The organism is Micromonospora sp. NPDC047812, from assembly GCF_040704175.1.
Taxonomy (GTDB): domain Bacteria; phylum Actinomycetota; class Actinomycetes; order Mycobacteriales; family Micromonosporaceae; genus Micromonospora.
This window is the reverse complement of sequence record NZ_JBEYRY010000001.1, coordinates 124,532-150,145: the sequence shown is the minus strand read 5'-3', so window position 1 is coordinate 150,145 and position 25,614 is coordinate 124,532. Positions and strand designations below refer to the sequence as shown.

Here is a 25,614-nt window from a genome sequence, read left to right as displayed (position 1 = left end):
GACCTGCGGAGCTGCCGATGCGGATCCGGCCGCGTACGCGCGCCGTCGGGCGGAGCCTGCGCCGGACCCTGCCGGCCTGCGTCGCGCTCGCGCTGCTGAGCGTGCTCGCCGCCTGCCGGCCGGACCTCACCGCGCCCGGCGCCCCGACCAGTTGGCCGGCGGCGTCGGCGGGCCGGTGGCAGTGGCAGTGGCAGCTCAGCGGCGTGCTGGACCCCACCGTCGACGCCGACGTCTTCCTGCTCGACCCGGTCGCCACCACCGCCGCGCAGACCGCCGAGCTGCGCTCCCGGGACCGCCGCCTGGTCTGCCAGGTGCACGTCGGTTCCGTCCTGCCGACCGACCCGGACGCGGACCGCTTCCCGGCCGCCGTACGGGGTGCCGTGTCCCGCCGGCCGCAGGGCCGCTGGCTCGACGTACGGCAGTGGGACGCGCTGCGTCCGGTGCTGGCCGACCGGTTCCGGCTCTGCCGGGGCAAGGGCTTCGGGGCGGTCGCGCTGGCCGACGCCGACGGGTACGCGCACCGCTCCGGCTTCCCGCTCGGCTTCGACGACCAACTGCGGTTTAACCGCCGGCTGGCCGCGCTGGCCCGCTCGCTGAGCCTCTCCCCCGGCCTGGTCAACGACCTGGGGCAGGTGGCCGCCCTGGCCCCGGACTTCGACTTCGCCGTCAACGAGGAGTGCGTACGGCTGGACCAGTGCGCCCGGCTGCTGCCGTTCGTCGAGGCGGGCAAGCCGGTGTTCCACGTGGAGTACGCCGGCTCGACGACGGACTTCTGCGTCACCACGGTGGGCTACGGCTTCTCCTCGATCCGCAAGGAACGCCGGCTCGACGCGTGGCGGCTCCCCTGCCCGTCGTACTGACCACCGGCGCCTTCCCGCGTGGTCCCCGCCGACGGCGACGCCGCCCGGTCAGCCCCGGAGGGACACCCGGGGCCGGGGCTGGCAGCGCGGGCAGCTGTACGACGAACGGTTCATGAACGCCTCACGACGGACGGGCGCGCCGCACCGGTGGCACGGCAGCCCCTCCCGGCCGTAGACGTTCAGCGCCCGGTCGAAGTAGCCGCTCTCCCCGTTCACGTTGACGTAGAGGGCGTCGAAGCTGGTGCCGCCGGACTTGATCGCCTCGCCGAGGACGTCCCGGACGTGCCCCAGCAGCCGCAGCGCGGCCGGGCCGGTCAGCGCGTCGGTGGGGCGGGCGCCGTGCAGCCGCGCCCGCCACAGCGCCTCGTCGGCGTAGATGTTGCCCACGCCCGAGATCAGCGTCTGGTCCAGCAGCGCCCGCTTGACCTCGGTACGCCGCCGGCGCAGCGCGGCGACGAACGCCGCGTCGGAGAACTGCGGGTCCATCGGGTCCCGCGCGATGTGTGCGATCTCCGCCGGCAGCTCGGCGCCCCCCGCGGAGACCGACAGGCCGCCGAACGTGCGCTGGTCGACGAAGCGCAGCTCGGGACCGTCGTCGGAGAAGCGGAACCGGACCCGCAGGTGCGTCTCGTCGGGGGCGTCGGCCGGCTGCACCAGCAGCTGGCCCGACATGCCCAGGTGCCCGATCACGGCGTCGCCGCTGTCCAGCGGCAGCCACAGGTACTTGCCGCGCCGGCGCACGTCCAGCACCGTCCGGTCGGCCAGCACGTCGGCGAAGTGCCCGCCGCCGGGCGTGTGCCGGCGTACCGCGCGGGGGTGGCGCACCTCGACGGAGGAGATCCGCCGGCCGGTGACCCAGCGGGCCAGCCCCTGCCGGACCGTCTCGACCTCCGGCAGCTCAGGCACGGCCCAGGCCCGCCTCGGCGGCCTGCGCCGTCGGGTTCCCGGTCGCCGGGCCCTCCGGCCCGACCGGCTCCCGCTCCGCCTGCTCGGTGAGCGTCCGCCAGGCCGCCTCGGCCGCCCGCTGCTCGGCCTCCTTCTTGCTCCGCCCGTCGGCCCCGCCGTAGCGGTTGCCGGCGACGACCACCCAGGCGGTGAACGTCTTGAGGTGGTCCGGCCCGGTGCCCTCGATGCGGTACTCGGGGACGCCGAGCCCGAGCGCCGCGGTCAGCTCCTGGAGGCTGGTCTTCCAGTCCAGGGCCGCGCCCCGGCCGGCCGACTCGGCCATCAGCGGGTCGAACAGCCGGTGGATGACGATGGCGGCGGTGTCCAGCCCGTACTGGAGGTAGATCGCGCCGAGCAGCGCCTCCAGGGTGTCGGCGAGGATGCTCGCCTTGTCCCGCCCGCCGGTGGTCTCCTCCCCCTTGCCGAGCAGCAGGTAGGCGCCGAGCCCGTCCGGGCCGAGGCCCCGGGCGACGTCGGCGAGGGCGCGCATGTTGACCACGCTGGCCCGCAGCTTGGCGAGCTGCCCCTCGGGCAGGTCGGGGTGGTTGTGGAAGAGCGCGGTGGTGATCACCACGCCGAGCACCGAGTCGCCCAGGAACTCCAGCCGCTCGTTGGTGGGCAGGCCGCCGTTCTCGTACGCGTACGAGCGGTGGGTCAGCGCGCGCTCCAGCAGCTCCGGATCCAGGCTGACGCCGAACGCGGCTTCCAGGTGACCGACGGACGCCCGCCGCCGCTTGTCGTTGCTCATGATGTGGGTACCTCGGTGTCGGTGGAGCGGTCCGTGCGTTCCTCGCGGTCGCCTGTTTCGGCGCCGTCGAGCAGCGCGCGGACCCGGTCGGTGGCGCGCCGTCGCCAGAGATGGGCGGCCAGCGCGATGCCCGCGGCGACGTCCTCGGCGCGGGCGGCGCCGTGGCAGACGACCACCGTCCCGGCGACCCCGAGCAGGGCCGCCGCGCGCGGGGCGCCGCCGCCGGACGGGGGCCCGCCGGCCATCGCGTACGCGCCCTCGATCGCCTTGAGCAGCACGTTACCGGTGAACCCGTCGGTGACCACCACATCGGCGCGCGCGCCGAGCGAGACGTCGTACCCCTCGACGAGGCCGACGTAGCGGCCGTCGCAGGGCAGCGACGCGGCGGCGAGGGCGGGATCGGCGACGCGGCGGGCGCGGTCGCCCTTGCCCGCCTCGGTGCCCACCGACAGCAGCCCCACCCGGGGGGCGGCGACGGCGTGCGCCACCGCCGCGTAGGCGGCGCCGAGCACGGCGTGGCGGACCAGGGTGGCCGGGCGCGGCTCCAGCGAGCCGCCGACGTCCAGCAGCACCACCGGGCCGGCGACGGCCGGCAGGGTGGCGACCAGCGCGGGACGGCGCACGTCCGGCCAGCGGCCGAGGCCGAGCGCGACGGCGGTGACGGTGGCGCCGGTGGACCCGGCGGAGACGAACGCGTCGGCGACGCCGTCGCGGACGGCGTGCACCGCCGCGCGGACGGTGCTGTCGGCGCGGGCGGCCACGGGATGGTCGGCCATGCCGACGACGGCGCGGACGGGCCGCACGGTGACCCGGGCGCGCTGCGCCGGATCGAGGGCACGGATCACCTCGCCGGCGGCCTCGGCCGGGCCGACGAGCAGCAGATGCAGGTCCGGGTCGGCGCGCACGGCCCGCAGAGCGCCGTCAACCACGACGGCGGGAGCGTCGTCCCCGCCGAGGAGGTCAACGGCGATCCGCGCGGTGCCCGGCTCCATCGGAACGCCGGCCGGAACGGACCGGCCGGCGTCGGAAGGAGCCGGGGCACCGGGCGATTGCCAGGGTGCGCGCGCCGCCCGACCAGGGGTCGGGGGCGTCACTCGGCGTCCAGGTCAGACCTCGAGAACCTGGCGGCCGTTGTAGGTGCCGCAGACGGAGCAGGCGGCGTGGGGCAGCTTCGCCGACTTGCACTGGGGGCAGGCCACGGTCGCGACCACGGTCGCCTTCCAGTTCGCCCGGCGGGCGCGGGTGTTGCTGCGCGACATCTTGCGCTTGGGGACGGCCACGGTTCCTACTCCTCTTTACGGTTCAGTTGCGACAGGCCCGCCCAACGCGGGTCGATCTGCTCGTGACTGTGGTCGGCCGGCAGATCGTCCAAGTGCACCCCGCATTCGGGGCACAGGCCTGGGCAGTCCTCCCGGCAGAGCGGGTTGGTCGGCAGCGTGAGCACCACCGCGTCCCGCAGCGCCGGCTCCAGGTCGATCAGATCGCCCTGCATCCGGCCCACCTCGTCCTCGTCGGTCGTGGTGTCCGTGGTGCTGTTCTCGTACGCGTACAGCTCCTGGATCCGCACGGCCAGCGAGTCGTCGATCTCGCGTAGGCAGCGACCGCACTCGCCCCGGACGGGACCGGCGACGGTCCCCGAGACGAGCACGCCCTCGGACACCGACTCCAACCTCAGGTCGAGGTCGAGGTCCGCGCCCTCCGGCACGGCGATCATCTCGCCGCCGAGGTCCGCCGGTGCCGGCACCACCCGCTTGACCGTACGCAAGGCACCAGGCCGGCGCGGCAGCTCCCTCGTGTCGAGGACCAGCGGCGACCTGGGGTCGAGTGTCGATGGCGTGTGTTTGGGCATAGTCAGACTCCGGCCGGTGAGAGGCCGACAAAAGAGGTTACCTGGGCGACCGCCGGACCGTCGAACCGGGGGCGGCGCCCGCCCCGTCTGCCGGCTGGTGAGGTGCCGCTCAGAAGGGTAGCGGGCGTTCCGCCTCCTCCCCACCGAAGGTGCCGATCTCACGCAGCGCGTGCATCTTGTCCCGGCCGCGCTCTATCGAGGCCAGCGCCCGGGTGAGGAACTGCTCGAAGTTGGCCAGCGCGGTGTCGACGTAGTCGTCGACCTCCTCGCGCAGGCGCTGCGCCTCGGCGCGGGCCTCCGCGATGATCCGCGCGCCCTCGTGCTCGGCGGAGACCGTGATCTCGTTCACCGAGACCAGCCGGGCGTGTTCCGCCTCACCCTCGCTGATGATCCGGTCGGCCTCGCGCTTGCCGGCCTCCATGATCTTGTCCCGCTCCTCCAGCAGCGCGGCGGCCCGGCGCAGGTCGGCGGGGAGTTCGGCGCGCAGCTCGTCGAGGGCCGCGATGAACTCGCCCCGGTCGATCATGCAGTTGTTGCGCGACATCGGGACGGAGCGGGCCTGCTCCACCATGGCGATCAGTTCGTCGATGCGATCGAGCGGGTCCACCGGTACCTCACTCCTGTCGTTCGTCGGGCCGACCTACATGATGCGGGCTACGGCCGGTTTCCCGCTCCACACATCATGTCGCGCCCCGACCACACCGCGCCGCTCACCCCGGCCCGGCGCGTCGCGCTGCGCGACGACGCGATCCCCGCCGGACACGCTCCGGCGGGGTGGGGGATGGGTGCGGGAGGTCAGTCGCGCGGCGGCGGGGAAAGGCGGGCCCGCAGTTCCGCGCTGACCCGGTCGGGCACGTGGGCGGAGATGTCGCCGCCCCACTTCGCCACGTCCTTGACCAGGCTGGAGGAGAGGAACGAGTAGAGCGGGTTGGTCGGCATGAACAGGGTCTCCACGCCGGCCAGGCCGATGTTCATCTGCGCCATCTGCAGCTCGTAGTCGAAGTCGCTGACCGCCCGCAGGCCCTTGATCAGCACACTCGCCTGCTGCGCCCGGCAGAAGTCGACCAGCAGGCCGCGGAACGACTCCACCCGGACGTTGTCGTAGGAGGCGGTCACCTCGCGGAGCATGTCGATCCGCTCCTCGACGGTGAACAGGCCGCTCTTCGACTGGTTGACCAGCACGCCCACGATCACCTCGTCGAACAGCCGGCTCGCCCGGCCGACGATGTCGAGGTGCCCGTTGGTGACCGGATCGAACGAGCCGGGACACACCGCACGTCTCATGATCGGCGACCGTACCAAAGGGTCGTCTCGCCGTACCGGCGGCTGCGCTCGCCGGTGACGCCCTCCACCCACCCGACCGGGCCGGTGCGGCTGGACCGCTCCACCACCACCAGTGCCTCCGGGGCCAGCCAGCCGCCCTCGACCAGCGCGGCGAGCATCGCGGTGATCTCCGCGTCCGGCACCGCGTAGGGCGGGTCGGCGAAGACCACGTCGTACGGGTCGCCGTCCGGGCCGGCCGCCAGCACCGTGGCGACCCTCCCGGTGACCAGCCGGGCGGCCGGGGCGGCACGCAGCGTCGCCACGTTCTCCCGGATCACCCGGGCCGCCCGGGGGTCGGACTCCACCAGCAGCACGTGCGCGGCGCCCCGGGAGAGGGCCTCCAGACCGACCGCGCCGGACCCGGCGTAGAGGTCGGCGAAGCGGGCGCCGGCCAGGTCGACCTCGGCCTGCACGGCGCTGAACAGCGCCTCGCGGACCCGGTCCGACGTGGGCCGGGTGCCCGCGCCGGGCGGCGCGGCGAGCCGGCGCCCGCCGAGGGTCCCGGCCACGATCCGGGTCACCGTCTCCTCCTGCTCATGCGCACGACGCTACGCGACGCGGAGGCGGCCGGCGTCGACACGGTGCGTGCCTCCGACCGACCCTGGCGACCACCCTGCGTATATCGATGATCTCGCATTCATAACAACATCCTCGGTCTTCGCTAAGCGTTGTGCCGCGCGCGGCGACCTCGCTAGGGTCTGCCGGTGCCGGCGGGTGGCCCGCCGGCCCCACGGCGCGAGGGGGCGTCCGCGTCGTCGCGCGCGCTCGGTCGAGCCGCCCGACCGCTCCCTTCCGCGCCGCTCCTCCGACGCTTCCTCACACCCCGGGAGTACGCGTGATCCGTCCCCCGCTGTCGCCGCGGCGACCGCTCGCCGTGGCAGCCGCCGCCCTGGCCGGTCTCGTCACGGCGCTCGCGGTCTCGTCGCCGGCGATCGCCACCAACCCGTCGCCCTCGGCCTCGGCGAGCGCGACCGCCTCCACCCCCCTGCCGACCCGGTCGTCCACTCCCCAGGAGCCGACCTGCGTCAGCGCCGCCGACGCGCGCTACACGCACACGTTCGACGGGGCCAAGGGCGAGGCGTCGATCACGCTGACCAACGGCCCGCTCTGCGAGGGCGAGAAGCAGGACTTCGCGCTGGTGTCCTACGTGGCGCCGTCGGCGAGGTTCGCCGTGCCGCAGTACCTGTTCGACAAGTCCGTCAAGGCGTTCGCCCCGGTGCCGGACGGCGAGATCGGCACCGTCGCCAAGCTGGAGTTCAAGGTCGCCGTACCGACCTGCTTCACCCAGGTCGACTTCGTCTTCGGCAGCGAGGTCATCGACCCGCTGGTCGAGGGCGGCAAGCGCTACGACAACCGCAAGGTCGGCAGCCCCGCCGGCATCGGCGCCCGCTCCGAGGGCCCGGCCGCCTGGTACAACGGCGGCGAGGGCACCTGCGTGGCCGAGCCCGCCGTCGAGGCCACGTACGACTGCACCGGCAGCGCGACGCTCACCCTGGTCAACCGGGGCAACGTGGCGGCGGTCTTCGCGGTCACGGGCAGCGGCGAGCTCGCCGAGAAGGTGACCGTGGCGGCGGGCAAGTTCGAGAAGCTCGAGCTGACCGAGGCGCAGGCCAAGGAGATCACCGTCGCGGCCGAGGGCATGCAGACCTGGCAGGGCGGCTGGGAGCAGCCCGAGGACTGCCAGCAGCCCGAGGTCGGCAAGCCGACGATCTCCCACGCCACCACCTGCGAGGAGCTGATCCTCAAGGTGGCCAACCCGGAAGACGGCATCAGCCTCACCTCGACCTTCACCCCGAGCACCGGCGAGCCGAAGACCGTGACCTTCGCGCCGGGCACCACGAAGACCGTGACGTTCCCGGCCGCCGAGGGGCTCAGCGTCGTCTTCACCGGTGACCTGGAGTCGGCGAAGCCGATCGCGTGGACCGCCCCCAAGGGCGGCTGCGACGAGGGCGGCGAGGGCGGCGGCCTCCCGGTCACCGGCGCGGCGGCCGGCGGCATCGCCGCCGGCGCGGTCGCCCTGCTCGCCCTGGGCGCGGTGCTGTTCGTCGTCGCCCGCCGGCGTCGGGTGCGCTTCACCGCCTGAGCCGGACCGAGCTGACCCGTGAGGGCGCGCCGACCGCACGGTCGGCGCGCCCTCACCCGTTGCGGTGCCGCCGTCGATCGCTGACGTCCGCCGTCCATCGCTGGCAGCCGGCGTGGACCGGTGGCGGCCGGCGCGGCCGGTGACGGCCAGCGCGGACCGGTGGCAGCCAGCGCGGACCGCTGGCGACCAGCGAGGCCGGTGGCGCCGGTGGCGGTCGGGCCACGGTGGTGGTCGGCCCGGCGTCAGCCCTTCTCCAGGTATTCCGCGCGTTCCTCGTCGACCAGGGCGGCCACCGACGCGGCCAGCGCCGGATGCCGGGCCAGCTCCGGGTCCTCCTCGACCAGGGCGATCGCCTCGGCCCGGGCGTCGCGGATCAGGTCGGCGTCGCGCAGCAGCGAGAGCAGCCGCAGGTGCGAACGACGCCCCGACTGGGCCGCGCCCAGCACGTCGCCCTCCCGGCGCTGCTCGAGATCCAGCTCGGCGAGCTTGAACCCGTCGGTCGTGGAGGCCACCGCGTCGAGCCGCTCCCGCGCGGGCGTGCCCTCCAGCGCCTCGGTGACCAGCAGGCAGAGGCCCGGGGCGGAACCCCGCCCGACCCGGCCGCGCAGTTGGTGCAGCTGGGAGACGCCGAACCGGTCGGCGTCGAGCACGATCATCACGGTCGCGTTCGGCACGTTGACGCCCACCTCGACCACGGTCGTGGCGACCAGCACGTCGAGGTCGCCGGCGGCGAAGGAGCGCATCACCGCGTCCTTCTCGTCGGCCGGCAGCCGGCCGTGCAGCACGCCGATGCGCAGGCCGTGCAACGGCCCCTCGGCAAGCAGCGGCGCCACCTCGGTGACCGCCATCGGCGGCCGCCGCCCGTTGTCGTCCTCCGGCGGCGGCTCCTCCTCGCTCGCCGGGCCGTCGCCGATACGCGGGCAGACGACGTACGCCTGGTGCCCGGCCGCCACCTCCTCGCGCACCCGGCGCCAGGCCCGGTCCAGGAAGGCCGGCTTCTCGGCGGCCGGCACCACGTGCGAGGCGATCGGCGAGCGGCCCTGCGGCAGCTGGGAGAGGGTGGAGGTCTCCAGGTCGCCGTAGACGGTCATCGCCACCGTGCGCGGGATCGGGGTGGCCGTCATCACCAGCACGTGCGGCGGCTGCTCGGCCTTGGCGCGCAGCGCGTCGCGCTGCTCGACGCCGAAGCGGTGCTGCTCGTCGACCACCACCAGGCCGAGGTCGGCGAAGTCGACGCCCTCGTAGAGCAGGGCGTGGGTGCCGAGCACGATGCCGGCGGCGCCGCTGGCGACCTCGGCCAGCGCGCGCCGGCGGGCCGCCGCGCCCAGCGAGCCGGTGACCAGCTCGACCCTGGTGGCGTCGTCGGCCGCGCCCAGCTCGCCGGCCCGCCCGAGCGGCCCGAGCAGGTCGAGGATGCCCCGGTGGTGCTGCGCGGCGAGCACCTCGGTCGGGGCCAGCAGCGCGGCCTGCCCGCCCGCGTCGACCACCTGGAGCATCGCGCGCAGCGCGACCACCGTCTTGCCGGAGCCGACCTCGCCCTGGAGCAGCCGGTGCATCGGGTGGGCCGTCGCCAGGTCCGCCGCGATCTCCACGCCCACGTCGCGCTGGCCGGGCGTCAGCTCGTAGGGCAGCCGGGCGTCGAAGGCGTCGAGCAGGCCGCCGGGCTTCGCCGGGCGGGGCCGGGCGGGCGAGGCGGCGGCCCGGTGCTTGCGCTGCACCAGGGTGAGCTGCACGGCGAACGCCTCGTCCCACTTGAGCCGGTGCCGCGCCCGGTAGAGCGCCTCCTTGCTGGACGGCCGGTGGATCTCGCGCAGCGCCGTGCCGATGCCGCCCAGCTTGCGGCTCGCCCGCAGGGCGGTGGGCAGCGGGTCCTCCGGCGCGGTGAAGGTGTCCAGCACCACCCGGACGCAGCGGGCGATGACCCAGGTGGGCACCGCCGCGGCGGCCGGGTAGACCGGGATCAGCGCGCCGGCGAACTCCTCGATCTCCTCGTTGACCGCCGCCTCGCCGTCGCCGCCCTCGCCGAGCAGGACGTACTCCGGGCCGTTGAGCTGCCGCTTGCCCCGGAACTCGGTGACCTTGCCGGCGAACAGGCCCCACCGGCCCGGGCGCAGCTCCCGCTCCCGCCAGGCCTGGTTGCCGAAGAAGGTCAGGGTCAGGGTGCCGCCCGAGCCGTCGCCGACGGTCACCTCCAGCAGGTTGCCCCGGCGCTGGCGCATCGGGCGTACGGCGGTGCGCTGCACCTGGGCCAGCACGGTGACCTGCTCGCCGACGTCGAGCGCGCGGATGTCGGTGTGCTCGCCGCGCTCGTCGTAGCGGCGCGGGAAGTGGTAGACCAGGTCGCCGGCGGTGTGCAGGTCGAGGTGACCGGCGAGGGCCTTCGCGGTCTTCTCGCCGACCAGCTTCTTCAGCGGCGTGTCCATCGTGGCCGGCTCGGACGTCATTCGACCCCCACCAGGAGCGGATAGTGCGGCTGCCCGCCCGGGTACGCCTGCACCTCGACGAACGGCCAGCGCCGCCCGACGTGCTCGCGGACCGCGTCGGTCAGCCCGTCGGGGGCGTCCGCCCCCGAGAGCAGCGTCACCAGCTCGCCGCCGCCGCCGAGCATCCGGTCGACCACGGCGGCGCAGGTGTCGGTCAGATCGGACCCGATCAGGTGCACCTCCCCCTCGACCAGCGCCAGCACGTCGCCGGGACGGCAGGGGCCGGCGACGGTCAGCGCCTCGCGGCGGGCGTAGCAGACCTCGGCGTAGCGGCAGGCACCGGCCGCCTCGGCCATCGCGATCACGTCGTCCTCGAAGCGCCGCCCCGGGTCGCGCACCGCGAGGGCGGCCAGCGCCTGCACGGGCGAGCGGGTCGGCACCACGCTGACCTTGAGGCCGAGCCCGTGCGCCTCCCGGGCGGCGGCGCTCGCCACCGCCTGCGTGTCGGGGTCGTTGGGCAGCACTACCACGCGGGCCGCCCCGGTGACGCGGATCGCGTCCAGCAGCTCGCCGATCGACGGGTTGCCGGGCACCACCGTCGCGCCCTCGCCGGCGAACAGCTCGGCGATGCCCGCGCCGGCGGCCACCACCACGGCGGCCCGCCCGCCCGCCGCCACGGGAGGCGACACCGGTGCGGCCTGGTCGGCGAAGCGGGTCACCGAGATGCGGTGCGGCCGGCCGGCCACCACGCCCGCCTCGATCGCCGCGCCCACGTCGTTGACGTGCACGTGCACGTTCCAGGTGCCCGCGCCGGCGCTCCCGTCGCCGACGACCACCAGCGAGTCGCCCAGGGCCGCCAGCTCGGTGCGCAGCCGGGCCACCGCCTCCGGCCCGGCGTCGAGCAGGAACTGCACCTCGTACGCGTACTCCTCGGAACCGGTCTCGCGCACGGCGGTGGCCGGCGGACGGGCCGGGCGCGACGCGGGCGCGGGCCGATCGGGGCTCTCGCCGGTCACGACCTCGGCCAGGGCGTCGAGCAGCAGGCACAGGCCCCGGCCGCCGGCGTCCACCACGCCGGCCCGGGCCAGCGCCGGAAGCTGCTCGGGGGTGCGCGCCAACGCGTGCGCCGCCCCGCCCGCCGCCGCCCGGGCGACCGCCCGCAGGTCGTCGCTGTCGGCCCGCTCGGCGGCGTGCGCCGCCGCGGCGACGACGCTGAGCAGCGTGCCCTCGACCGGGCGGGCGACCGCGGCGTAGGCGGCGGCGGTGCCGTCGCGCAGGGCGGTGGCCAGCTCGCGCCCCCGCACGGCGGGTGCGGCGGCGACGGCGTCGGCGAAGCCGCGCAGGATCTGCGACAGGATCACCCCCGAGTTGCCCCGCGCGCCCAGCAGCGCGCCCCGGGCCATCAGCCGCAACGCGTGCCCGTGCGCGGTGGACCCGTCCTCCGGGAGGGTGCCGAGGTCCATCGCGAGCGCCTGCTGGGCGGAGGTGAGGGTGAGCACCATGTTGGTGCCGGTGTCGCCGTCGGGCACCGGGTAGACGTTCAGGTCGTCGATCTCGCCCTGGTGACGCTTGAGCGCGACCAGACCGCCCGCGCACCAACGGCGGACCGCGGCGGCGTCGAGGGTGTCCAGCACGGCGAGAAGCCTACTGGCGGGCACCGACACGCGCCGGGGTCGCCGCGACCGCCACGGCGTGTCCGGCGGCCACGCGCACCCACTATCCTCGTGGCGTGTCCCCACGTGCGGCGATGACGCGGGGACGGGTGCGGACCGGGCGACCGGGACGCGTCGCGCGGCGACGGCCCCCACCTCGGGCCGGCGTCCGGGGCCGGTTGGTCGGGCCCCGGGTCATCGGGTAACCTGGCCAGGTTGCCCGGGCTGCGCCTGGCGGCGACCCCATGAACGTTTCAATCCCAGGAGTATCCCGTGGCTAGCGTGTGCGACGTCTGTGGCAAGGGACCGGGCTTCGGCCACAACGTGTCCCACTCGCACCGGCGGACCAACCGCCGCTGGAACCCGAACATCCAGTCGGTGCGTACCCCGGCCGGTGGCGGCAACACCAAGAAGATGCAGGTCTGCACCTCCTGCATCAAGGCTGGCAAGGTCACCCGCGCCTGACGCGGTAGGCCCCACCCTTCACACTCGTCATTGCCGGCGGGCCGTTGCGGCCCGCCGGCTCTGTCGTGTCCGGGCGACGCGGTCCGCGGCTCGTTGCCGGGCCCGGCGACCGGCCCGGGCACCGGGGTGAGCGTCCGTCGTCCCGGCGGCCACGGCCGACAACGCCAGCACGACGACACTCCGGCGGTGGGCCGCCCGACGCCCCTCCGCGCGCGGCGCGGCCCGGTCGAAGTGGGCCGCGCCGGGAGCCCGGACGGGCCCCGGCGCGGGACGGATCAGAGCGTGCGGGCGAAGGAGATGCAGCCCGGGGCGTCCCGGTAGTAGCCGAAGTTCGGGATGCGCTCGTAGCCGGCCGCCGTGTACATGGCGACGGCCTCGGGCTGCTTGTCGCCGCACTCCAGGACGATCCGCTTGCGCCCGTGCTCCCGGGCCGACCGCTCCACGGCCGCCAGCACCGCCCGGGCCACGCCCCGGCCCCGGGCCGCCGGCGCGGTGTACATCCGCTTCAGCTCGGCGGTGTCGCCCTCGTCACCGTGGCTGCGCCAGCCGCCGCAGCCGACCGGCTCGCCGCCGAGGTGGGCGACGAGGAAGGCCCCGGCGGGCGGCTCGAACTCGCCCGGGTCGACCGGGGTCTCGTCGCCGCTGCCGCCGTACCGGGCGCCGAGGTCGGCCAGCGCGGCGCGGATCAGCCGCTGCGCCACCGGCGAGTCGAAGCGCTCGACCCGAATCTCGATCTCACTCACGGAGTAAAGGGTACGACGCTGATCAGCCCTTACCGGAAGTGGTCCCAGCCGGCGGGTCCGTCGTACGGCCGCCCGTCGACCGTGACGCCCGAGCCCGCCGTCACCCGCCCGATCGGGCGCCAGTCGGCAGGCAGCGCCACCGCCGACGGGAAGGTCGCGGCCAACGCGTGGTCGTCGCCCCCGGCGAGGAGCCAGGAGTACGGGTCGACGCCGAGCGCCTGGGCGGCGTCGCGCATCTGCCGGGGCACCTCGAAGGCGTCCCGGCGCACGTCCACGGCGACCCCGCTGGCCTTCGCCACGTGCCCGAGGTCGGCGAGCAGCCCGTCCGACACGTCGATCATGGCGGTGGCGCCGAGCCGGGCGGCGTGCGGTCCCGCCGGGTAGGGCACCTCGGGCCGCCGGTACGCCTCGACCAGCAGCCGGGGCGTGCGGAAGCCCCGGGAGAGCACGGTCAGCCCGGCCGCCGCGTACCCGGTGCGGCCGGCCAGGGCCAGCACGTCCCCGGGCCGCGCGCCGGAACGCGTCACCGGCGGCCGGCCGCCGAGGTCGCCGAGGGCGGTGACCGCGATCGTCAACGTCGGGCTGGCCGACATGTCCCCGCCCACCACGCTCGCGCCGACCTTCGCCGCCTCGGCGGCGAGCCCGTCGGCCAGTTCCTCGGCCCACCCGGGCGCCAGCTCGGGCGGCATGCAGAGCGCGACCAGCAGCGCGGTCGGCTGCGCCCCCATCGCGGCGATGTCGGCCAGGTTGGCCGCCGCCGCCCGGTGGCCGACGTCACGCGCGCCGGACCAGTCCCGCCGGAAGTGCCGCCCCTCCACCAGCACGTCGGTCGAGGCCACGACCCGGGCGTCCGGGGCGGCCACCACCGCCGCGTCGTCCCCGGGACCGAGCAGAACGGTCGATCCGTACGACAACCGGGCGGTCACCCGGTCGATCAGGCCGAACTCGCCGACCCCCGCGACACTCATGCCGGCCCTCCGCCGTCCTGCTCGCTCACCGCTTCTCCTTGACCACCGATAGGGATCAGACCTGGTCCGTAAGGTACTTTCTCCCTTCGGGCCGCTCCAGAGCGGCGACGGACGGAGGTCGAGTCGTGGTACAGGCGTACATCCTCATCCAGACCGAGGTCGGCCGGGCGCGTGACGTGGCCGGTCTCATCTCGGACCTTGCCGGCGTGGTGCGCGTCGACGCCGTCACCGGGCCGTACGACGTGGTCGTGCTCACCGAGGCGAACACCGTCGACGAGCTCGGCAAACTCATCGTCAGCAACGTGCAGATGGTGCCCGGCATCACCCGCACCCTCACGTGTTCGGTGGTGCGCCTGTAAGTGGACAAGATCACTGACTCTCCCGTGACCGATTCCGCCCAGCCGGACGAGGTGGCCCCCGACCGGCCGGTCCGCGACCGCACGACCCGCGGCGCCGCGCTGATCGCGACACTGGTCGCGCTGCCGGTCACCGTGCTGGTGGGCGGGCTCGCGTTCGCCCAACTCTCCCCCGACGAGCGGGCCGAGCCGGCCGCCACGCCGAGCGCGACCGCCACCAGCGCCGGCCCGCGCTCCACCGCCCCGGTCGAGATGGCCGCGCCGGCGCTGGCCGAACGGCCCGCCACGGTCTGCCGGGCCCTGCTCTCGCAGTTGCCGCCCACGGTCAACGACCTCCCCCAGCGCCCGGTCACGGCCGGCCCGGAACAGAACGCCGCGTACGGCGACCCGGCGGTCACCGTCGCCTGCGGCGGGGCCAAGCCGGCCGTCGGCGACACCGACCACGTCTGGACGGTCAACCGGGTCTGCTGGTACGCCAGCGAGGAACGCGACGCCACCGTGCTCACCACCATGGACCGGGAGACCGCCGTCACGGTCCGCGTGCCGCACTTCTACGGGCAGGGGTTGCAGTGGGTGGCCCCCGTCTCGGACACGATCGTGGCCTCGGTGCCCTCCGTCGCCGACACCCCGAGCGGCTGCCGCGCCTGACACCTTGCCCGCCCCTGCCCGCGTACGCGGGCAGGGGCCGGGAGGGGCGTCCTCCCGTTGCACCGGGCCGCCGGGAAGGCGCCCAGCGCACCGGGCCGGCGCCGATCGGGGTGCCCCTTCCCGCGCGAGCGGCTCAGTGCAGGCCGACGCCGCGGTGCAGCGCGGTGCGGATGAGGCGGTTGACCAGCTTCGGGTACTCCAGCCCGGACGCCGCCCACATCCGCGGGAACATCGACGTCGGGGTGAAGCCGGGCATGGTGTTGATCTCGTTGAGGTAGACGTCCAGCTCCGGGGTGACGAAGAAGTCGACCCGGGCCAGCCCGGCGCAGTCGAGCGCGGTGAAGGCGCGGACCGCGTACTCCTGGATCTGCCGGGTCACCCGCTCCGGCAGGCCGGCGGGGATGTCGTACTCGCAGGCGGACTCGGAGTCGATGTACTTCGCCTCGAAGTCGTAGAAGTCGTAGTCGCCGACCACCCGCACCTCGGCGAGCACGGACGCCTCCGGCGCGCCGCCGGCCTCGCCCTCCAGCACGCCGCACTCGATCTCGCGGCCCACGATCGCGCCCTCGATCAGCACCTTCGGGTCGATGCCGCGGGCGGTGGCGACCGCCGCGTCCAGGTCCGCCCAGTCGTCGACCTTGCTGATGCCGAACGACGAACCGGCCCGGGACGGCTTCACGAAGACCGGCAGGCCGAGTCGCTCCTTGTCCGCCTCGCTCAGCGTCATCCCGTTGCGCAGCACCGCGTACGGGCCCACCGGGATGCCCTCGGCGGCGCAGAGCTTCTTGGTGAACTCCTTGTCCATGGCCGCGGCGGAGGCGAAGACGTTCGCCCCGACGTAGGGGATGCCGGCCATCTCCAGCATGCCCTGGATGGTGCCGTCCTCGCCGTAGGCGCCGTGCAGCACCGGAAAGACCACGTCGACGTCGGCGAGAGCCCGGGGACCCTCGGTGGGGTCGAGCACCATGAGCCCGTTGCCGGTCGGGTCGGCGCGCAGCACGATGTCGGTGCCGGACTCGGCCGTGATCTCCGGCAGCCGGCGCGCGTTGATCGCCAACTGGCCGGGGTCGCCGCTGGTCAGCACCCACTGGCCGGCCCGGGTGATGCCCACCGGCACCACCTCGAACTCGTCCGGGTCGAGGGCGCCGAGGACGCTGCCGGCGCTGACGCAGGAGATGCCGTGCTCCGGGCTGCGGCCGCCGAACACGATCGCCACGCGGGTCCTGCCTGGGGTGGTCACTGCGTCACCTCTTCGTACGCGACTGCTCCGGTCGTGGCGCTCACCCGGTTGACCTTACTGTGCGTGGCGGGCGCCGGTTGCCGATACCCGGGGACAGCCGAAGCGCCGGGGCATTCGGTCAACAAAGGATATACGTTCCGTAATCGCCCGTACGGGGCGGTGACGGCACCGGGCGCCCACTACGCTGCACGTCCTATGAGCGCTGATCCCCTCATCGAGTCCCTGACGGCGGCCCTGGACGCCCGCCCCGACGACCTGCCGCTGCGCCTGCACCTGGCCGCGCTGCTGCTGGACGCCGGCCGGGCCGGGGAGGCGATCGCGCAGGTCGGGCAGGCCCTCGCCCGGGATCCGGGCAACGGCCAGGCGCAGGTGCTGATGCAGCGGGCGCTGGGCGGCTCCGTACCCCCGCCGCCGACGCCGCCCCCAGCGGACCCGCGACCGCCGGCGCAGCGCCCGGCGCCGGCCGGGCCCGGCGGTTCCGCCGCGACCGCCGACCACGATCCCCTCGCCGCCTACGAGCAGGAACTGGCCGACGTCGTGCCGCCACGGTTCGCCCGCGCCGGCGACGAGCCAGAGCCGGTCGCCGGCGATTCCGACCGGGTGTACGACGTGGAGGCCTCCGGCATCCGGCTGGCCGACGTGGGCGGCATGTCGGCGGTCAAGGAGCGGCTGGAGCTGGCCTTCCTCGGCCCGCTGCGCAACCCGGAACTGCGCAGGATGTACGGCAAGAGCCTCCGTGGCGGCCTGATGCTCTACGGCCCGCCCGGCTGCGGCAAGACGTTCCTGGCCCGCGCGGTCGCCGGGGAGATGGGCGCGAAGTTCATCTCGCTCTCCATCGTCGACGTGCTGGACATGTGGATGGGCAACTCGGAGCGCAACCTGCACGAGCTGTTCCAGGCGGCCCGCCGCAACGCGCCGTGCGTGCTCTTCCTGGACGAGGTCGACGCGCTGGGGCACAAGCGCTCGCAGGTCGGCTCCAGTTCGATGCGGACGCTGGGCAACCAGCTGCTGGCGGAGCTGGACGGGATGGAGGGCAGCAACGAGGGGGTCTTCGTGCTGGCCGCCACCAACACCCCGTGGGACGTCGACCCGGCGCTGCGCCGGCCCGGGCGGCTCGACCGGGTGGTGCTGGTGCTGCCGCCGGACGCGGAGGCGCGCCGCTCCATCCTGGAGTACCACCTGCGGGAGCGGCCGATCGCGGGGATCGACCTGCGGAAGATCGTCGCGGCCACCGAGGACTACTCGGGCGCCGACCTGGCCCACCTCTGCGAGACGGCCGCCGAGTTCGCGATGGCCGACTCGGTACGCACCGGCGAGGTGCGGATGATCGAGCACCGGGACCTGGAGCGGGCGGTCAAGGAGGTCCGGCCGTCGACGAAGCCGTGGATGGCCACCGCCCGCAACGTGGCGATGTTCGCCAACGAGGGGGGCGTCTACGACGACCTGGTCGCCTACCTGAAGCGGCGCAAGATGCTCTGACGCGGGCCGCCCGCGCTGCTCGACGCGTTCGACGCCGGACGGCCCGGCGGGGCGCCGGGCCGCGCCTCCCGCCGGGCCGGGCCTCCTGCCGGGCGGCCCTTCCACCCGGCGGGGCCGCCTCCGGCGACCGCACCGCCCCCGGCGGCGTCAGCCGCGCGCGTGCCGCCGGCCGATGGCGATCACCTTCACCCGTTGCCGGCCGGCCCGCACCATGCCCAGCGCCATGAACGCGCCCGCGATCCGGTCCGCCGCCTCCCGGCTGCTCGCCCCGACCACCTGACGGCGGCGCTCGGGACAGTTGCGTTCGTCGCGGCCGGCGCCCTCGGCCGGTCGCACGTCGGTGAGGACCACCAGGAACCGCGTCATCGGTGCCCGCCGGGGCGGTCGGTGCGGGCCTGTCGGGCAGTACGCACGTCGAGTCCCTTCCGGCTGGCGGGCCACGGGGGATGGCACGCGGCGATCGGGTACGGGGGAGAAACCCGATCGCCGCGCGCCCCATCCCCTCCGGTCACTCACCACCACCGTCGCCACGACAACCGGCGGTGAGGACGCGATGACAGATTGACATGTCCACAGCCATGAATGCAACTCTCATCGACGTTCTCTCATCTACACCTTCCCGGGAAGATGTGCGACGATCGATGCATGGCTCCGAAGACCGCCCGTGCCCGGCGACTGGGCATCGCGCTGCGCACCCACCGGGAAGCCGCCGGCCTCACGCTGGAGGCGGCGGCGGACGAGATCAGCAGCACCCGCAGCACCCTGTCCCGCTACGAGAACGCGCAGACGCTGGTCAGTCCCGCCACCGTGCGCGCCCTGCTCACCCTCTACGGGGTCGGCGCGGACGAGGTCGCCGCCGCCGTGCAGCTCGCCAAGGACGCCCGCAAGCCCGGCTGGTGGGTGTCGTACTCGCACCTGCTGGACCGGCGCACCATCGACTTCATCGCGCTGGAGGCCGAGGCCACCGGCATCGCCAACTTCGAGCCCTCCGTCGTGCCGGGACTGTTGCAGACCGCCGACTACGTCCGGGGCGTGATGCGCGGCGGCCCGCACACCCTCCGCGACGACGAGGTGGAGCAGCGGGTCCAGTTCCGGCTCGACCGGCAGCAGCGGCTCATCAGTGACCAGCCGCCGATCCTGGACGCCATCATCGACGAGGGCGCGCTGCTGCGGCCCGTCGGCGACCGGTCGGTGATGGAGTCGCAACTGCACCATCTGGTCAAGATGGGCGAGCTGCCCAACATCACGGTCCAGGTGATCCCGCTCGCCGCCGGCTACCACCGGGGCACCCGGGGCTCGCTGCACATCCTGGAGTTCGCAGACCCGGAGGATCCGATCATCGCCTCGGTGGAGACGGTGGCCGGACAGATGGTCCTCGACCGACCGGGCGACCTGCGTACCTGCACCAAGATCATGGAGCATCTGCGGACCGTCGCGCTCAGCCCGGCGGACAGCCGCGACCAGCTCCTCCAACTCCTGAAGGGACGGTAGGACCATGACACCGACGATCAGCGCGGCGCTGGCCGTGGCGCGGTGGCGCAAGAGCAGCCGCAGCGGCGACGAGGGGGCGTGCGTGGAGATGGCGGTGGTCCCGGGCACGGTCGCCGTCCGCGACTCCAAGGACCCGTCCGGCCCCGCGCTGCTCTTCCCGCCGGCCGCCTGGGCCGCCTTCGTCGGGGCGCCGCCCGGGCACTGACCTCCCCCTCCGGAGGCGCCGGCGCGCCCGCTGACCCTGTCGCGCCGGTGCCTCGCCGGCGGCGGTCCCACCGTTGGGAGCCGGTGGGGCCGCCGCCCGGCGGGGGTCGGTGCCGCCGCCCGGCAGTCGCGCCGGCCGCGGGTCCACCGTCGTGCCGGCCGCGGGTGCGTGCTTGCGGTCCTGGGTGGCGGCCGAGGCGGGCTTGCGGCCCTTCGTCTGCCCGGGCAGGGGCGGTGGACGGTCTGCGCGGCGGAGAGCGACGGGTCAGCCCGCGACCACCGGGCGCGGCGCGGGGCCGGCGCGCAACGCCTCCAGCGCCGCGATGGCCACCCCCCGGGCACCGGCCATGTCCCGCTCGGGCACCAGGGCGAAGGTGGCCGACGCGGCCTGCTCCTCGCGCAGCACGGTGTGCTCGCGCACGGTCGCGAGGAACCAGTCCCGGAACTGCGGGGCTGCCTCCACCACCCCGCCCCCGACGAAGTACGCGTGCGGATCGGTGAAGTTGGCCGCCACGGTGAAGAGTCGACCCAGCGCCATCGCCTGCTGGGTGAACACCTTCCGGGCCAACGCGTCGCCGCGCTCCCCGTAGCCCCGGACCAGCTTCGCCGCCCGCTCCGGCGGCTCGACGGCCAGCGGGTGGTCGGGAAACCGACCCAGCCAGTACGGCAGCAGGTTCCGCCCGATGGCGGTCAGCGAGGCGACGCTCTCCGCGTCCCCGGCGAAGCCGCAGGCGCACGTGGGCACCGGCTGGTCTTGCGCGAGCAGCCCGGTCAGCGGGATGTGCACGTGACCCAGTTCGCCGGCCATCCCGGCCGCCCCGGCGACCACCCGGCCCGCCTCGACCACACCGCCGCCCAGCCCCGTGCCGACGATGGCCGACACCGACGAGCGGCGCATCGCCTCCGCGCCGAAGTGCGCGTGGTGGGCGTAGAGCGCGGCGGCGTTCCCGTCGTTGTGGTAGACCACCGGCAGCCCGAGCCGCCGTTCCAGCGCGGTACGCACGTCGTAGCCGCGCCAGGCCGGCTGGGAGAAGTTGGTCGACCCGCGGGAGGAGATCACGCCGGTGGCGCTCGCCGGGCCCGGCGTGTCCAGCCCGACCGCGCGCACCGCCGCGCGGGGCACCCCGGTCAGCGCCAGCACCCCGTCGAACGCGCGGGCCAGCGCCTCGATCGCCGCCGCCGGGCCGGCGCGCACCTCGCTCGGGTTCTCCACCAGACCGTCCACGAGGAACCGGCCGTCCACGGTGAGCACCGTGGCGTTGTTGCTGGTGCCCCCGTTGTCCAGCCCGACGACCACCGGCACGTCCGCACCACCCACGACAACCCGCCTTCCGCCGCCACGCCTGCCGTGAGGCTAGTTCCCCTTCCCCGCCCCGGCCAGGCCGCGCAGCCGACGCCGGGGCGACGGTGGCGGCCGGGTCGCGGTGGGGGTCGGGTGACGGGCGGCGCGGGATGGCGGCCGGGCGCGGGGCGGCGTTGCGGGTCAGCCCGGGCGGCGGGCCGTGACGGCGGTGGCGTCCCGGTCCTCGTCCCGGGTCACCCACGGGTGCAGTCCCACGGCCGTCAGCGCCGCCAGCAGGGCGTCCACCTGCGTCTCCCCCGCCTCCACCACCAGGTGCCCGCCCGGGGCCAGCCAGCGCGTCGCACCCTCGGCGACCCGCCGCAGCACCGCCAGCCCGTCCGACCCGCCGTCGAGGGCCACCGGCGCCTCGTGCAGCCGGGCCTCCGGCGGCATCAGCGCCACCGCCGCCGTCGGCACGTACGGGGCGTTGGCCAGCACCAGGTCCAGCCGGCCCCGCCAGCGCGCCGGCAGCGGGTCGTACAGGTCGCCCTGGAAGACCGGCACGGCCAGCGGGTCGAGGTTGCGCCGCGCGCAGGCCACGGCGGCGGGGTCCAGGTCGGCGGCGGCCAGCCAGCGCGGCGCGAGCCGGCGGGCCAGCGCCACCGTGGTGGCGCCGGAGCCGCAGCACAGGTCCACCACGGCCGCCGCCGGGTCGGTCACCGCGACGGCGGCGTCGACCAACAGGGCGGTACGCGCACGCGGCACGAACACACCCGGGTCGACGGCGATCCGCTCGCCGCAGAACTCGGCCCAGCCGAGCACGTGCTCCAACGGCAGCCCGGCGACCCGGCGGTCCACCAGGCCGGCCAGCGCCTCGGCCGAGTCGGCGGCGGCGATCAGCAGTTCGGCCTCGTCCTCGGCGTAGACGCAGCCGGCGGCGCGCAGCCGGTGCACGAGGGCGGGCCGGTCGGGGCGGAACGGAACGACCGTCACGCGCCGCGGCTCGCGTCCAGCGCGGCGGCCACGTCGGCGACCAGGTCGACGGCGTCCTCGACCCCGCAGGAGAGCCGGACGAAGCCGGGCGGGGTGTCGTCGCCCCACTGGGCCCGCCGGTCGGCGGTGGTGTGCAGGCCGCCGAAGGAGGTGGCCGCGGCCACCAGCCGGGCCGCGTCGAGGAACCGCGCCACCCGCCCGGCGTCGCCGAGGTCGAAGCAGAGCACCCCGGGGACCCGTCGCATCTGGACCGACGCCACCGCGTGGGCCGGGTCGCCGGGCAGCCCGGGCCAGCGCAGCCCGGTCACGTCGTCGCGCCCCGCGAGCAGCTCGGCGAGGGCCTGCGCGTTCGCGGTCTGCCGGGCCAGCCGCAGGTCCAGGGTGGCCAGCGACCGGTGCGCGAGCCAGGCGTCGAACGCGCCCGGCACCGCCCCGGTGAGGTTCCGCCAGGCGGTGACCGCGTCCCGCAGCTCGGCCGAGCGGGTCGCGACGTAGCCGAGCAGCAGGTCGGAGTGCCCGGTGAGGGCCTTCGTGCCGGAGGCCACCACGACGTCGGCGCCCAGGTCGAGCGGGCGCTGCCCGAGCGGCGTCGCCGTGGTGTTGTCGACCGCGACCAGGGCGCCGGCGGCGTGCGCCCGGGCGGCCAACGCCGCCACGTCGGCGACGTCCAGGCCCGGGTTGGCCGGGGTCTCCAGCAGCACCAGGCGTACGCCGTCGAAGGCCGGGTGCGGGCCGGCGGTCGGGGCGAGGAGCACCCGTACGCCGATGCCCTCCAGCGTGTCGGCGGCGAAAGCCCGGACGGCGAAGTACCCGTCCGACGGGAGCACCACGGTGTCCCCCGGCCTCAGCACCGTCAGCAGCAGCCCGGTGATCGCGGCCTGCCCGCTGGCGAAGACCCGGCAGTCGCCCCCCTCCAGCTCCCCGACCGCCGCCTCCAGCAGCCGCCGGGTGGGGTTGTCCGGCCGGCCGTAGCCGTCGGGCGCCGCCGCCGGCCCCGCCCACGGGTCCAGGTGGTACGGCGCGGCGAACACCGGCCCGGGCAGGAACGGCTGGCCGGGAGCCGGCTCGGGCAGGCCGGCGCGGACGCAGCGGGTGCCGTCCTGGTGCTCGGGCATGTCGCTCACTCCGGCTTGGTGGTGCGGCTCATCAGCGCCTCGACGGCGAGGCGCGGGTCCATGCCCTCGTGGCAGACCAGCTCGACCTGCTCGGTGATCGGCATCTCCACCGCGTGCGCCCGGGCCAGGTCGCGCAGGGCCAGCGCGCTCTTGACGCCCTCGGCGGTCTGCCGGGTGGCGACGCGGGCCTCCTCCAGGGTCGCGCCCCGGCCCAGGTGCTCGCCGAAGGTGCGGTTACGGGCCAGCGGTGACGAGCAGGACGCGACGAGGTCGCCCATCCCCGCCAGGCCGGCGAAGGTGAGCGGGTCGGCGCCCAGGGCCACCCCGAGCCGGGCCGTCTCGGCCAGTCCCCGGGTGACGAGCATGGCCCGGGTGTTGTCGCCGAAGCCCATCGCCACGGCGATGCCGTACGCCAGGGCGATCACGTTCTTCACCGCGCCACCCAGCTCGCAGCCGATGACGTCGTCGTTGGTGTACGGGCGGAAGTAGGGCGTGGTGATCGAGCGCTGCACCAGCGTCGCCCGGTCGGCGTCGGTGCAGGCGACCACGGTCGCGGCGGGCTGCTCGGCGGCGATCTCCGGGGCCAGGTTGGGGCCGGAGACCACCACCACCCGGTCCGCCGCCACCCCGGCGGTCTCCACGATCACCTCGCTCATCCGCCTGGTGGTGCCGAGCTCGATGCCCTTCATCAGCGACACGAGGGTGGCGTCCGGGTGCAGGTGCGCGGTCCACTCGGCCAGGTTGCCGCGCAGCGTCTGCGACGGCACGGCCAGCACCACCACCTCCGCCCCGGTGATCGCCTCGGCCGCGTCCCCGGTCGCCGTGACCCGGGACGGCAGCAGCACGTCCGGCAGGTACTCCGGGTTGCGCCGCTCGGCGCGGATCGTGTCGGCGACCGCCTGCCGGCGGGCCCAGACGGTGACGTCCCGACCGGCGTCGGCGAGGATCTTGGCGAACGCGGTGCCCCACGAGCCGGCACCCAGGACCGCGACGTGCCCGCTCACGCCGCCGCCCCCGGCCGCCGCCGCTCGCCGGCAGGGCGGGCCGTCCGTTCCCACAGTGGTGGCGGGGTGCCGCCCCGGATCTCGGTGAGCATGTCACGAAGGCGCAGCATGATGGTGTCGGTCATCTCCTCGAGGACGGCCTTCGTCGGGGTCGCCCCGGCCCACCGGCCCAGGTCGACGGGCGGCCCGGCGACCACGGTCACCGGGATCCGGGGGCGCGGGTTCAGTCGGGACCGGCGCGGGTCGAAGATCCGCTCGGGGCCCCACATGACGACCGGGACGACCGGCGCCCCGGTGGCGAGCGCGAGCCGGGCGGCGCCGGTCTTGCCCTTCATCGGCCACAGCTCCGGGTCGCGGGTGATGGTGCCCTCCGGGTAGATCACCACGGCGCCGCCCTGGTCGAGCGCGGCGACGAGGTGCTCCAGCGACCGCACCGCGTCCACCGTGTTCCGCTCGACCGGGATCTGCCGGCACCGGTGCAGGATCCAACCGATCACCGGGACCCGGAACACGCTGGCCTTGCCGAGGAACTGCGGCCAGCGGCCGGAGTCGTAGACGAAGTGCGCCGCGACGAGCGGGTCGGCGTGCGAGATGTGGTTCGGCACGATGATCACGCCGCCGTCGCGACGCAGGTGCTCCATGCCGCGCCAGGTGCGCCGGGTCCAGACGGTCATCACCGGCTTGACCAGCACCACGGCGAACCATTGCCAGAACCCCAGCCTCCGCCGTGTCACCCGCGCCTCCTCGTGCCGCCCCGCCCCGCACCGGATCCGCACCCGGTGACGCCCGCAGCGGAAATCATGCCTGCTCGACCCGGGTCCGGCCAGAGAGGGTACCGCCGTACGGCTGGCAGGATGGCGGTGTGAGTCAGCCGAGGTGGACCGTGGTGGTGCCCGTGAAGCGCCTCGCCGCCGCGAAGAGCCGGCTGCGGGGGGCGCTGCCGGGCGTACCGCACGAGGAACTTGCGCTGGCCCTGGCCGCCGACACGGTCGCCGCCGTGCGGGCCTGCCCGGCGGTGGCCGGGGTGCTGGTCGTCACCGACGACGCCCGGGTGGCCGAGGCCGCCCGCCGCGCGGGCGCCCGGACGCTGCCCGACGCCCCCGGCGCCGGGCTGAACGCCGCCTTCCGGCACGGCGCGTCGGCCGCGGGCGGCGGCTGGGTGGCCGGGCTCACCGCCGACCTACCCGCGCTGCGCCCGGTCGAGCTGGCGGCGGCGCTGCGGGCGGCGCAGGCCGCGCCCCCGGGCGTACGCCGGTACGTGGCCGACGCCCCCGGCCAGGGCACCGTGCTGCTGGCCGCGCCGCCGGGCGTGGCCCTGGATCCCCGCTTCGGGGCCGGCTCGGCCGACGCGCACGCCGCGAGCGGGGCGCTCGCCCTCACCGGGGACTGGCCGAGCCTGCGTCGGGACGTCGACACCGCCGACGACCTGGCGGCGGCGGCCCGGCTCGGGCTGGGGCCCCGCACGGCCGCGTTGGCCGCCGCCGGCTGCCCGGCCTGAGGGGCGTGTAGCGTGCGGGGCATGCAGGGCACGGTGGCCACCTACGACGCGGCGACCCGCAGCGGGACGCTGCTCCTCGACGACGGCACCGAGCTGGCCTTCCCGGCCCGGGCGTTCGACGCCTCCGGCCTGCGGCTGCTCCGCCTCGGCCAGCGGCTGCGCGTCGAGACCGACGCCACCGGCGCGGTGGTCCGGGTGACATTGCCGACGATGGCCTGAGCGGCTGGTCGAAGTTCATTTTGCGT

General features: G+C 75.3%; 29 protein-coding genes. 10 read left to right on the top strand and 19 right to left on the bottom strand.

The features are described from left to right. Window positions 1-17 precede the first annotated feature (17 nt). Complete coding sequence (locus tag AB0883_RS00690) at window positions 18-860, top strand: endo alpha-1,4 polygalactosaminidase (RefSeq protein ID WP_366638344.1); 843 nt, start codon at window positions 18-20, stop codon at window positions 858-860. 48 nt (window positions 861-908) lie between these two features. Here AB0883_RS00690 and mutM read toward each other — a convergent pair whose 3' ends face one another. The 8 genes from mutM to rsmD form a co-directional block, all read right to left on the bottom strand. Beyond that, window positions 909-1,766: a bifunctional DNA-formamidopyrimidine glycosylase/DNA-(apurinic or apyrimidinic site) lyase gene (mutM, locus tag AB0883_RS00685; protein ID WP_366638343.1), complete on the bottom strand. Its 858-nt coding sequence runs from the start codon at window positions 1,764-1,766 to the stop codon at window positions 909-911. Next, window positions 1,759-2,553 carry a ribonuclease III gene (rnc, locus tag AB0883_RS00680; RefSeq protein ID WP_366638341.1) on the bottom strand — a complete coding sequence of 265 codons (795 nt, stop codon included), beginning with the start codon at window positions 2,551-2,553 and terminating at the stop codon, window positions 1,759-1,761. The genes mutM and rnc overlap by 8 nt, the downstream gene beginning before the upstream one ends. After that, entirely contained in the window at window positions 2,550-3,545 is a 996-nt protein-coding gene (locus AB0883_RS00675) for a phosphate acyltransferase PlsX (RefSeq protein ID WP_366638340.1), read from the bottom strand. The genes rnc and AB0883_RS00675 overlap by 4 nt, the downstream gene beginning before the upstream one ends. 114 nt (window positions 3,546-3,659) lie before the next feature. Next, window positions 3,660-3,833 carry a 50S ribosomal protein L32 gene (gene rpmF / locus AB0883_RS00670; protein WP_018786309.1) on the bottom strand — a complete coding sequence of 58 codons (174 nt, stop codon included), beginning with the start codon at window positions 3,831-3,833 and terminating at the stop codon, window positions 3,660-3,662. 5 nt (window positions 3,834-3,838) lie between these two features. Then, the gene (locus AB0883_RS00665) at window positions 3,839-4,402 is read right to left on the bottom strand and encodes a DUF177 domain-containing protein (protein ID WP_366638338.1); all 564 of its coding nucleotides are present in this window, start codon (window positions 4,400-4,402) and stop codon (window positions 3,839-3,841) included. A 109-nt stretch (window positions 4,403-4,511) separates the two neighbouring features. Continuing rightward, window positions 4,512-5,009 (bottom strand): hypothetical protein, encoded by a 498-nt coding sequence (locus AB0883_RS00660; RefSeq protein WP_366638336.1) that lies wholly within the window; start codon window positions 5,007-5,009, stop codon window positions 4,512-4,514. Window positions 5,010-5,197: 188 nt separating this feature from the next. Next, entirely contained in the window at window positions 5,198-5,686 is a 489-nt protein-coding gene (coaD, locus tag AB0883_RS00655; RefSeq protein ID WP_366638334.1) for a pantetheine-phosphate adenylyltransferase, read from the bottom strand. Continuing rightward, on the bottom strand, window positions 5,683-6,246 hold the full coding sequence (rsmD, locus tag AB0883_RS00650) for a 16S rRNA (guanine(966)-N(2))-methyltransferase RsmD (protein ID WP_366638332.1): 564 nt from the start codon (window positions 6,244-6,246) through the stop codon (window positions 5,683-5,685). The genes coaD and rsmD overlap by 4 nt, the downstream gene beginning before the upstream one ends. Window positions 6,247-6,560: 314 nt before the next feature. Here rsmD and AB0883_RS00645 point away from each other — a divergent pair, with 314 nt between their 5' ends. Continuing rightward, window positions 6,561-7,808, top strand: coding sequence for a cell wall anchor protein (locus AB0883_RS00645; RefSeq protein WP_366638330.1), 1,248 nt, complete (start codon window positions 6,561-6,563; stop codon window positions 7,806-7,808). A gap of 242 nt (window positions 7,809-8,050) precedes the next feature. Here the strand turns inward: AB0883_RS00645 and recG are convergent, their stop codons facing one another. Together recG and AB0883_RS00635 are read right to left on the bottom strand one after the other, a co-directional pair. Further along, window positions 8,051-10,252 (bottom strand): ATP-dependent DNA helicase RecG, encoded by a 2,202-nt coding sequence (gene recG, locus AB0883_RS00640; RefSeq protein WP_366638328.1) that lies wholly within the window; start codon window positions 10,250-10,252, stop codon window positions 8,051-8,053. Further along, complete coding sequence (locus AB0883_RS00635; RefSeq protein ID WP_366638326.1) at window positions 10,249-11,865, bottom strand: DAK2 domain-containing protein; 1,617 nt, start codon at window positions 11,863-11,865, stop codon at window positions 10,249-10,251. Before AB0883_RS00635 ends, recG begins: the two co-directional genes overlap by 4 nt. Before the next feature lie 291 nt (window positions 11,866-12,156). Between AB0883_RS00635 and rpmB the strand changes: the two genes are divergently transcribed. Then, window positions 12,157-12,348 carry a 50S ribosomal protein L28 gene (gene rpmB / locus AB0883_RS00630; RefSeq protein ID WP_088963534.1) on the top strand — a complete coding sequence of 64 codons (192 nt, stop codon included), beginning with the start codon at window positions 12,157-12,159 and terminating at the stop codon, window positions 12,346-12,348. Between the two features lie 275 nt (window positions 12,349-12,623). On the opposite strand, the gene AB0883_RS00625 is transcribed toward rpmB, so the two are convergent. Together AB0883_RS00625 and AB0883_RS00620 are read right to left on the bottom strand one after the other, a co-directional pair. After that, window positions 12,624-13,091, bottom strand: a complete 468-nt coding sequence (locus AB0883_RS00625; protein ID WP_366638324.1) for a GNAT family N-acetyltransferase — start codon at window positions 13,089-13,091, stop codon at window positions 12,624-12,626. Between the two features lie 29 nt (window positions 13,092-13,120). After that, window positions 13,121-14,059 (bottom strand): thiamine-phosphate kinase, encoded by a 939-nt coding sequence (locus AB0883_RS00620; RefSeq protein WP_121396129.1) that lies wholly within the window; start codon window positions 14,057-14,059, stop codon window positions 13,121-13,123. A gap of 125 nt (window positions 14,060-14,184) precedes the next feature. On the opposite strand from AB0883_RS00620, the gene AB0883_RS00615 reads away from it, so the two are divergent. Next, window positions 14,185-14,418: an Lrp/AsnC ligand binding domain-containing protein gene (locus AB0883_RS00615; protein ID WP_091621086.1), complete on the top strand. Its 234-nt coding sequence runs from the start codon at window positions 14,185-14,187 to the stop codon at window positions 14,416-14,418. Then, the gene (locus AB0883_RS00610) at window positions 14,419-15,063 is read left to right on the top strand and encodes a DUF3515 family protein (protein WP_366638322.1); all 645 of its coding nucleotides are present in this window, start codon (window positions 14,419-14,421) and stop codon (window positions 15,061-15,063) included. A 133-nt stretch (window positions 15,064-15,196) separates the two neighbouring features. Here the strand turns inward: AB0883_RS00610 and AB0883_RS00605 are convergent, their stop codons facing one another. Further along, entirely contained in the window at window positions 15,197-16,303 is a 1,107-nt protein-coding gene (locus AB0883_RS00605) for a D-alanine--D-alanine ligase family protein (protein WP_366638320.1), read from the bottom strand. A 195-nt stretch (window positions 16,304-16,498) separates the two neighbouring features. Between AB0883_RS00605 and AB0883_RS00600 the strand changes: the two genes are divergently transcribed. After that, window positions 16,499-17,782: an ATP-binding protein gene (locus AB0883_RS00600; protein WP_366638318.1), complete on the top strand. Its 1,284-nt coding sequence runs from the start codon at window positions 16,499-16,501 to the stop codon at window positions 17,780-17,782. Between the two features lie 147 nt (window positions 17,783-17,929). Here the strand turns inward: AB0883_RS00600 and AB0883_RS00595 are convergent, their stop codons facing one another. Continuing rightward, on the bottom strand, window positions 17,930-18,148 hold the full coding sequence (locus tag AB0883_RS00595) for a hypothetical protein (protein ID WP_121396133.1): 219 nt from the start codon (window positions 18,146-18,148) through the stop codon (window positions 17,930-17,932). A 279-nt stretch (window positions 18,149-18,427) separates the two neighbouring features. On the opposite strand from AB0883_RS00595, the gene AB0883_RS00590 reads away from it, so the two are divergent. Together AB0883_RS00590 and AB0883_RS00585 are read left to right on the top strand one after the other, a co-directional pair. Then, the gene (locus tag AB0883_RS00590) at window positions 18,428-19,273 is read left to right on the top strand and encodes a helix-turn-helix transcriptional regulator (RefSeq protein ID WP_121396134.1); all 846 of its coding nucleotides are present in this window, start codon (window positions 18,428-18,430) and stop codon (window positions 19,271-19,273) included. Window positions 19,274-19,277: 4 nt separating this feature from the next. Further along, the gene (locus tag AB0883_RS00585) at window positions 19,278-19,478 is read left to right on the top strand and encodes a DUF397 domain-containing protein (RefSeq protein ID WP_121396135.1); all 201 of its coding nucleotides are present in this window, start codon (window positions 19,278-19,280) and stop codon (window positions 19,476-19,478) included. A 264-nt stretch (window positions 19,479-19,742) separates the two neighbouring features. Here the strand turns inward: AB0883_RS00585 and AB0883_RS00580 are convergent, their stop codons facing one another. From AB0883_RS00580 to AB0883_RS00560, 5 genes are all read right to left on the bottom strand, one after another. Then, window positions 19,743-20,795, bottom strand: a complete 1,053-nt coding sequence (locus AB0883_RS00580; RefSeq protein ID WP_366638316.1) for an ROK family protein — start codon at window positions 20,793-20,795, stop codon at window positions 19,743-19,745. 165 nt (window positions 20,796-20,960) lie between these two features. Next, window positions 20,961-21,752, bottom strand: coding sequence for a putative protein N(5)-glutamine methyltransferase (locus AB0883_RS00575; protein WP_366638314.1), 792 nt, complete (start codon window positions 21,750-21,752; stop codon window positions 20,961-20,963). Beyond that, on the bottom strand, window positions 21,749-22,867 hold the full coding sequence (locus AB0883_RS00570; protein WP_366640198.1) for a cystathionine gamma-lyase: 1,119 nt from the start codon (window positions 22,865-22,867) through the stop codon (window positions 21,749-21,751). Before AB0883_RS00570 ends, AB0883_RS00575 begins: the two co-directional genes overlap by 4 nt. A 5-nt stretch (window positions 22,868-22,872) precedes the next feature. Next, entirely contained in the window at window positions 22,873-23,871 is a 999-nt protein-coding gene (locus AB0883_RS00565) for an NAD(P)H-dependent glycerol-3-phosphate dehydrogenase (RefSeq protein WP_121398994.1), read from the bottom strand. Further along, a complete protein-coding gene (locus tag AB0883_RS00560; protein WP_366638312.1) occupies window positions 23,868-24,605 on the bottom strand; it encodes a lysophospholipid acyltransferase family protein in 738 nt (245 codons plus the stop codon). The genes AB0883_RS00565 and AB0883_RS00560 overlap by 4 nt, the downstream gene beginning before the upstream one ends. Before the next feature lie 128 nt (window positions 24,606-24,733). On the opposite strand from AB0883_RS00560, the gene cofC reads away from it, so the two are divergent. Both cofC and AB0883_RS00550 read left to right on the top strand, forming a co-directional pair. After that, window positions 24,734-25,369 (top strand): 2-phospho-L-lactate guanylyltransferase, encoded by a 636-nt coding sequence (gene cofC / locus AB0883_RS00555; protein ID WP_366638310.1) that lies wholly within the window; start codon window positions 24,734-24,736, stop codon window positions 25,367-25,369. A gap of 21 nt (window positions 25,370-25,390) precedes the next feature. Further along, a complete protein-coding gene (locus tag AB0883_RS00550) occupies window positions 25,391-25,588 on the top strand; it encodes a cold-shock protein (RefSeq protein ID WP_233600006.1) in 198 nt (65 codons plus the stop codon). Window positions 25,589-25,614 lie beyond the last annotated feature (26 nt).

Bases quoted from the DNA above. Each gene is read 5' to 3' on its own strand.
- AB0883_RS00690 (WP_366638344.1), top strand. From the start codon at position 18: ATGCGGATCCGGCCGCGTACGCGCGCCGTCGGGCGGAGCCTGCGCCGG.
- rnc (WP_366638341.1), bottom strand. From the start codon at position 2,553: ATGAGCAACGACAAGCGGCGGCGGGCGTCCGTCGGTCACCTGGAAGCC.
- AB0883_RS00675 (WP_366638340.1), bottom strand. From the start codon at position 3,545: ATGGAGCCGGGCACCGCGCGGATCGCCGTTGACCTCCTCGGCGGGGAC.
- AB0883_RS00665 (WP_366638338.1), bottom strand. From the start codon at position 4,402: ATGCCCAAACACACGCCATCGACACTCGACCCCAGGTCGCCGCTGGTC.
- coaD (WP_366638334.1), bottom strand. From the start codon at position 5,686: ATGAGACGTGCGGTGTGTCCCGGCTCGTTCGATCCGGTCACCAACGGG.
- recG (WP_366638328.1), bottom strand. From the start codon at position 10,252: ATGACGTCCGAGCCGGCCACGATGGACACGCCGCTGAAGAAGCTGGTC.
- AB0883_RS00620 (WP_121396129.1), bottom strand. From the start codon at position 14,059: ATGAGTGTCGCGGGGGTCGGCGAGTTCGGCCTGATCGACCGGGTGACC.
- AB0883_RS00600 (WP_366638318.1), top strand. From the start codon at position 16,499: ATGAGCGCTGATCCCCTCATCGAGTCCCTGACGGCGGCCCTGGACGCC.
- AB0883_RS00595 (WP_121396133.1), bottom strand. From the start codon at position 18,148: ATGACGCGGTTCCTGGTGGTCCTCACCGACGTGCGACCGGCCGAGGGC.
- AB0883_RS00590 (WP_121396134.1), top strand. From the start codon at position 18,428: ATGGCTCCGAAGACCGCCCGTGCCCGGCGACTGGGCATCGCGCTGCGC.
- AB0883_RS00585 (WP_121396135.1), top strand. From the start codon at position 19,278: ATGACACCGACGATCAGCGCGGCGCTGGCCGTGGCGCGGTGGCGCAAG.
- AB0883_RS00570 (WP_366640198.1), bottom strand. From the start codon at position 22,867: ATGCCCGAGCACCAGGACGGCACCCGCTGCGTCCGCGCCGGCCTGCCC.
- AB0883_RS00550 (WP_233600006.1), top strand. From the start codon at position 25,391: ATGCAGGGCACGGTGGCCACCTACGACGCGGCGACCCGCAGCGGGACG.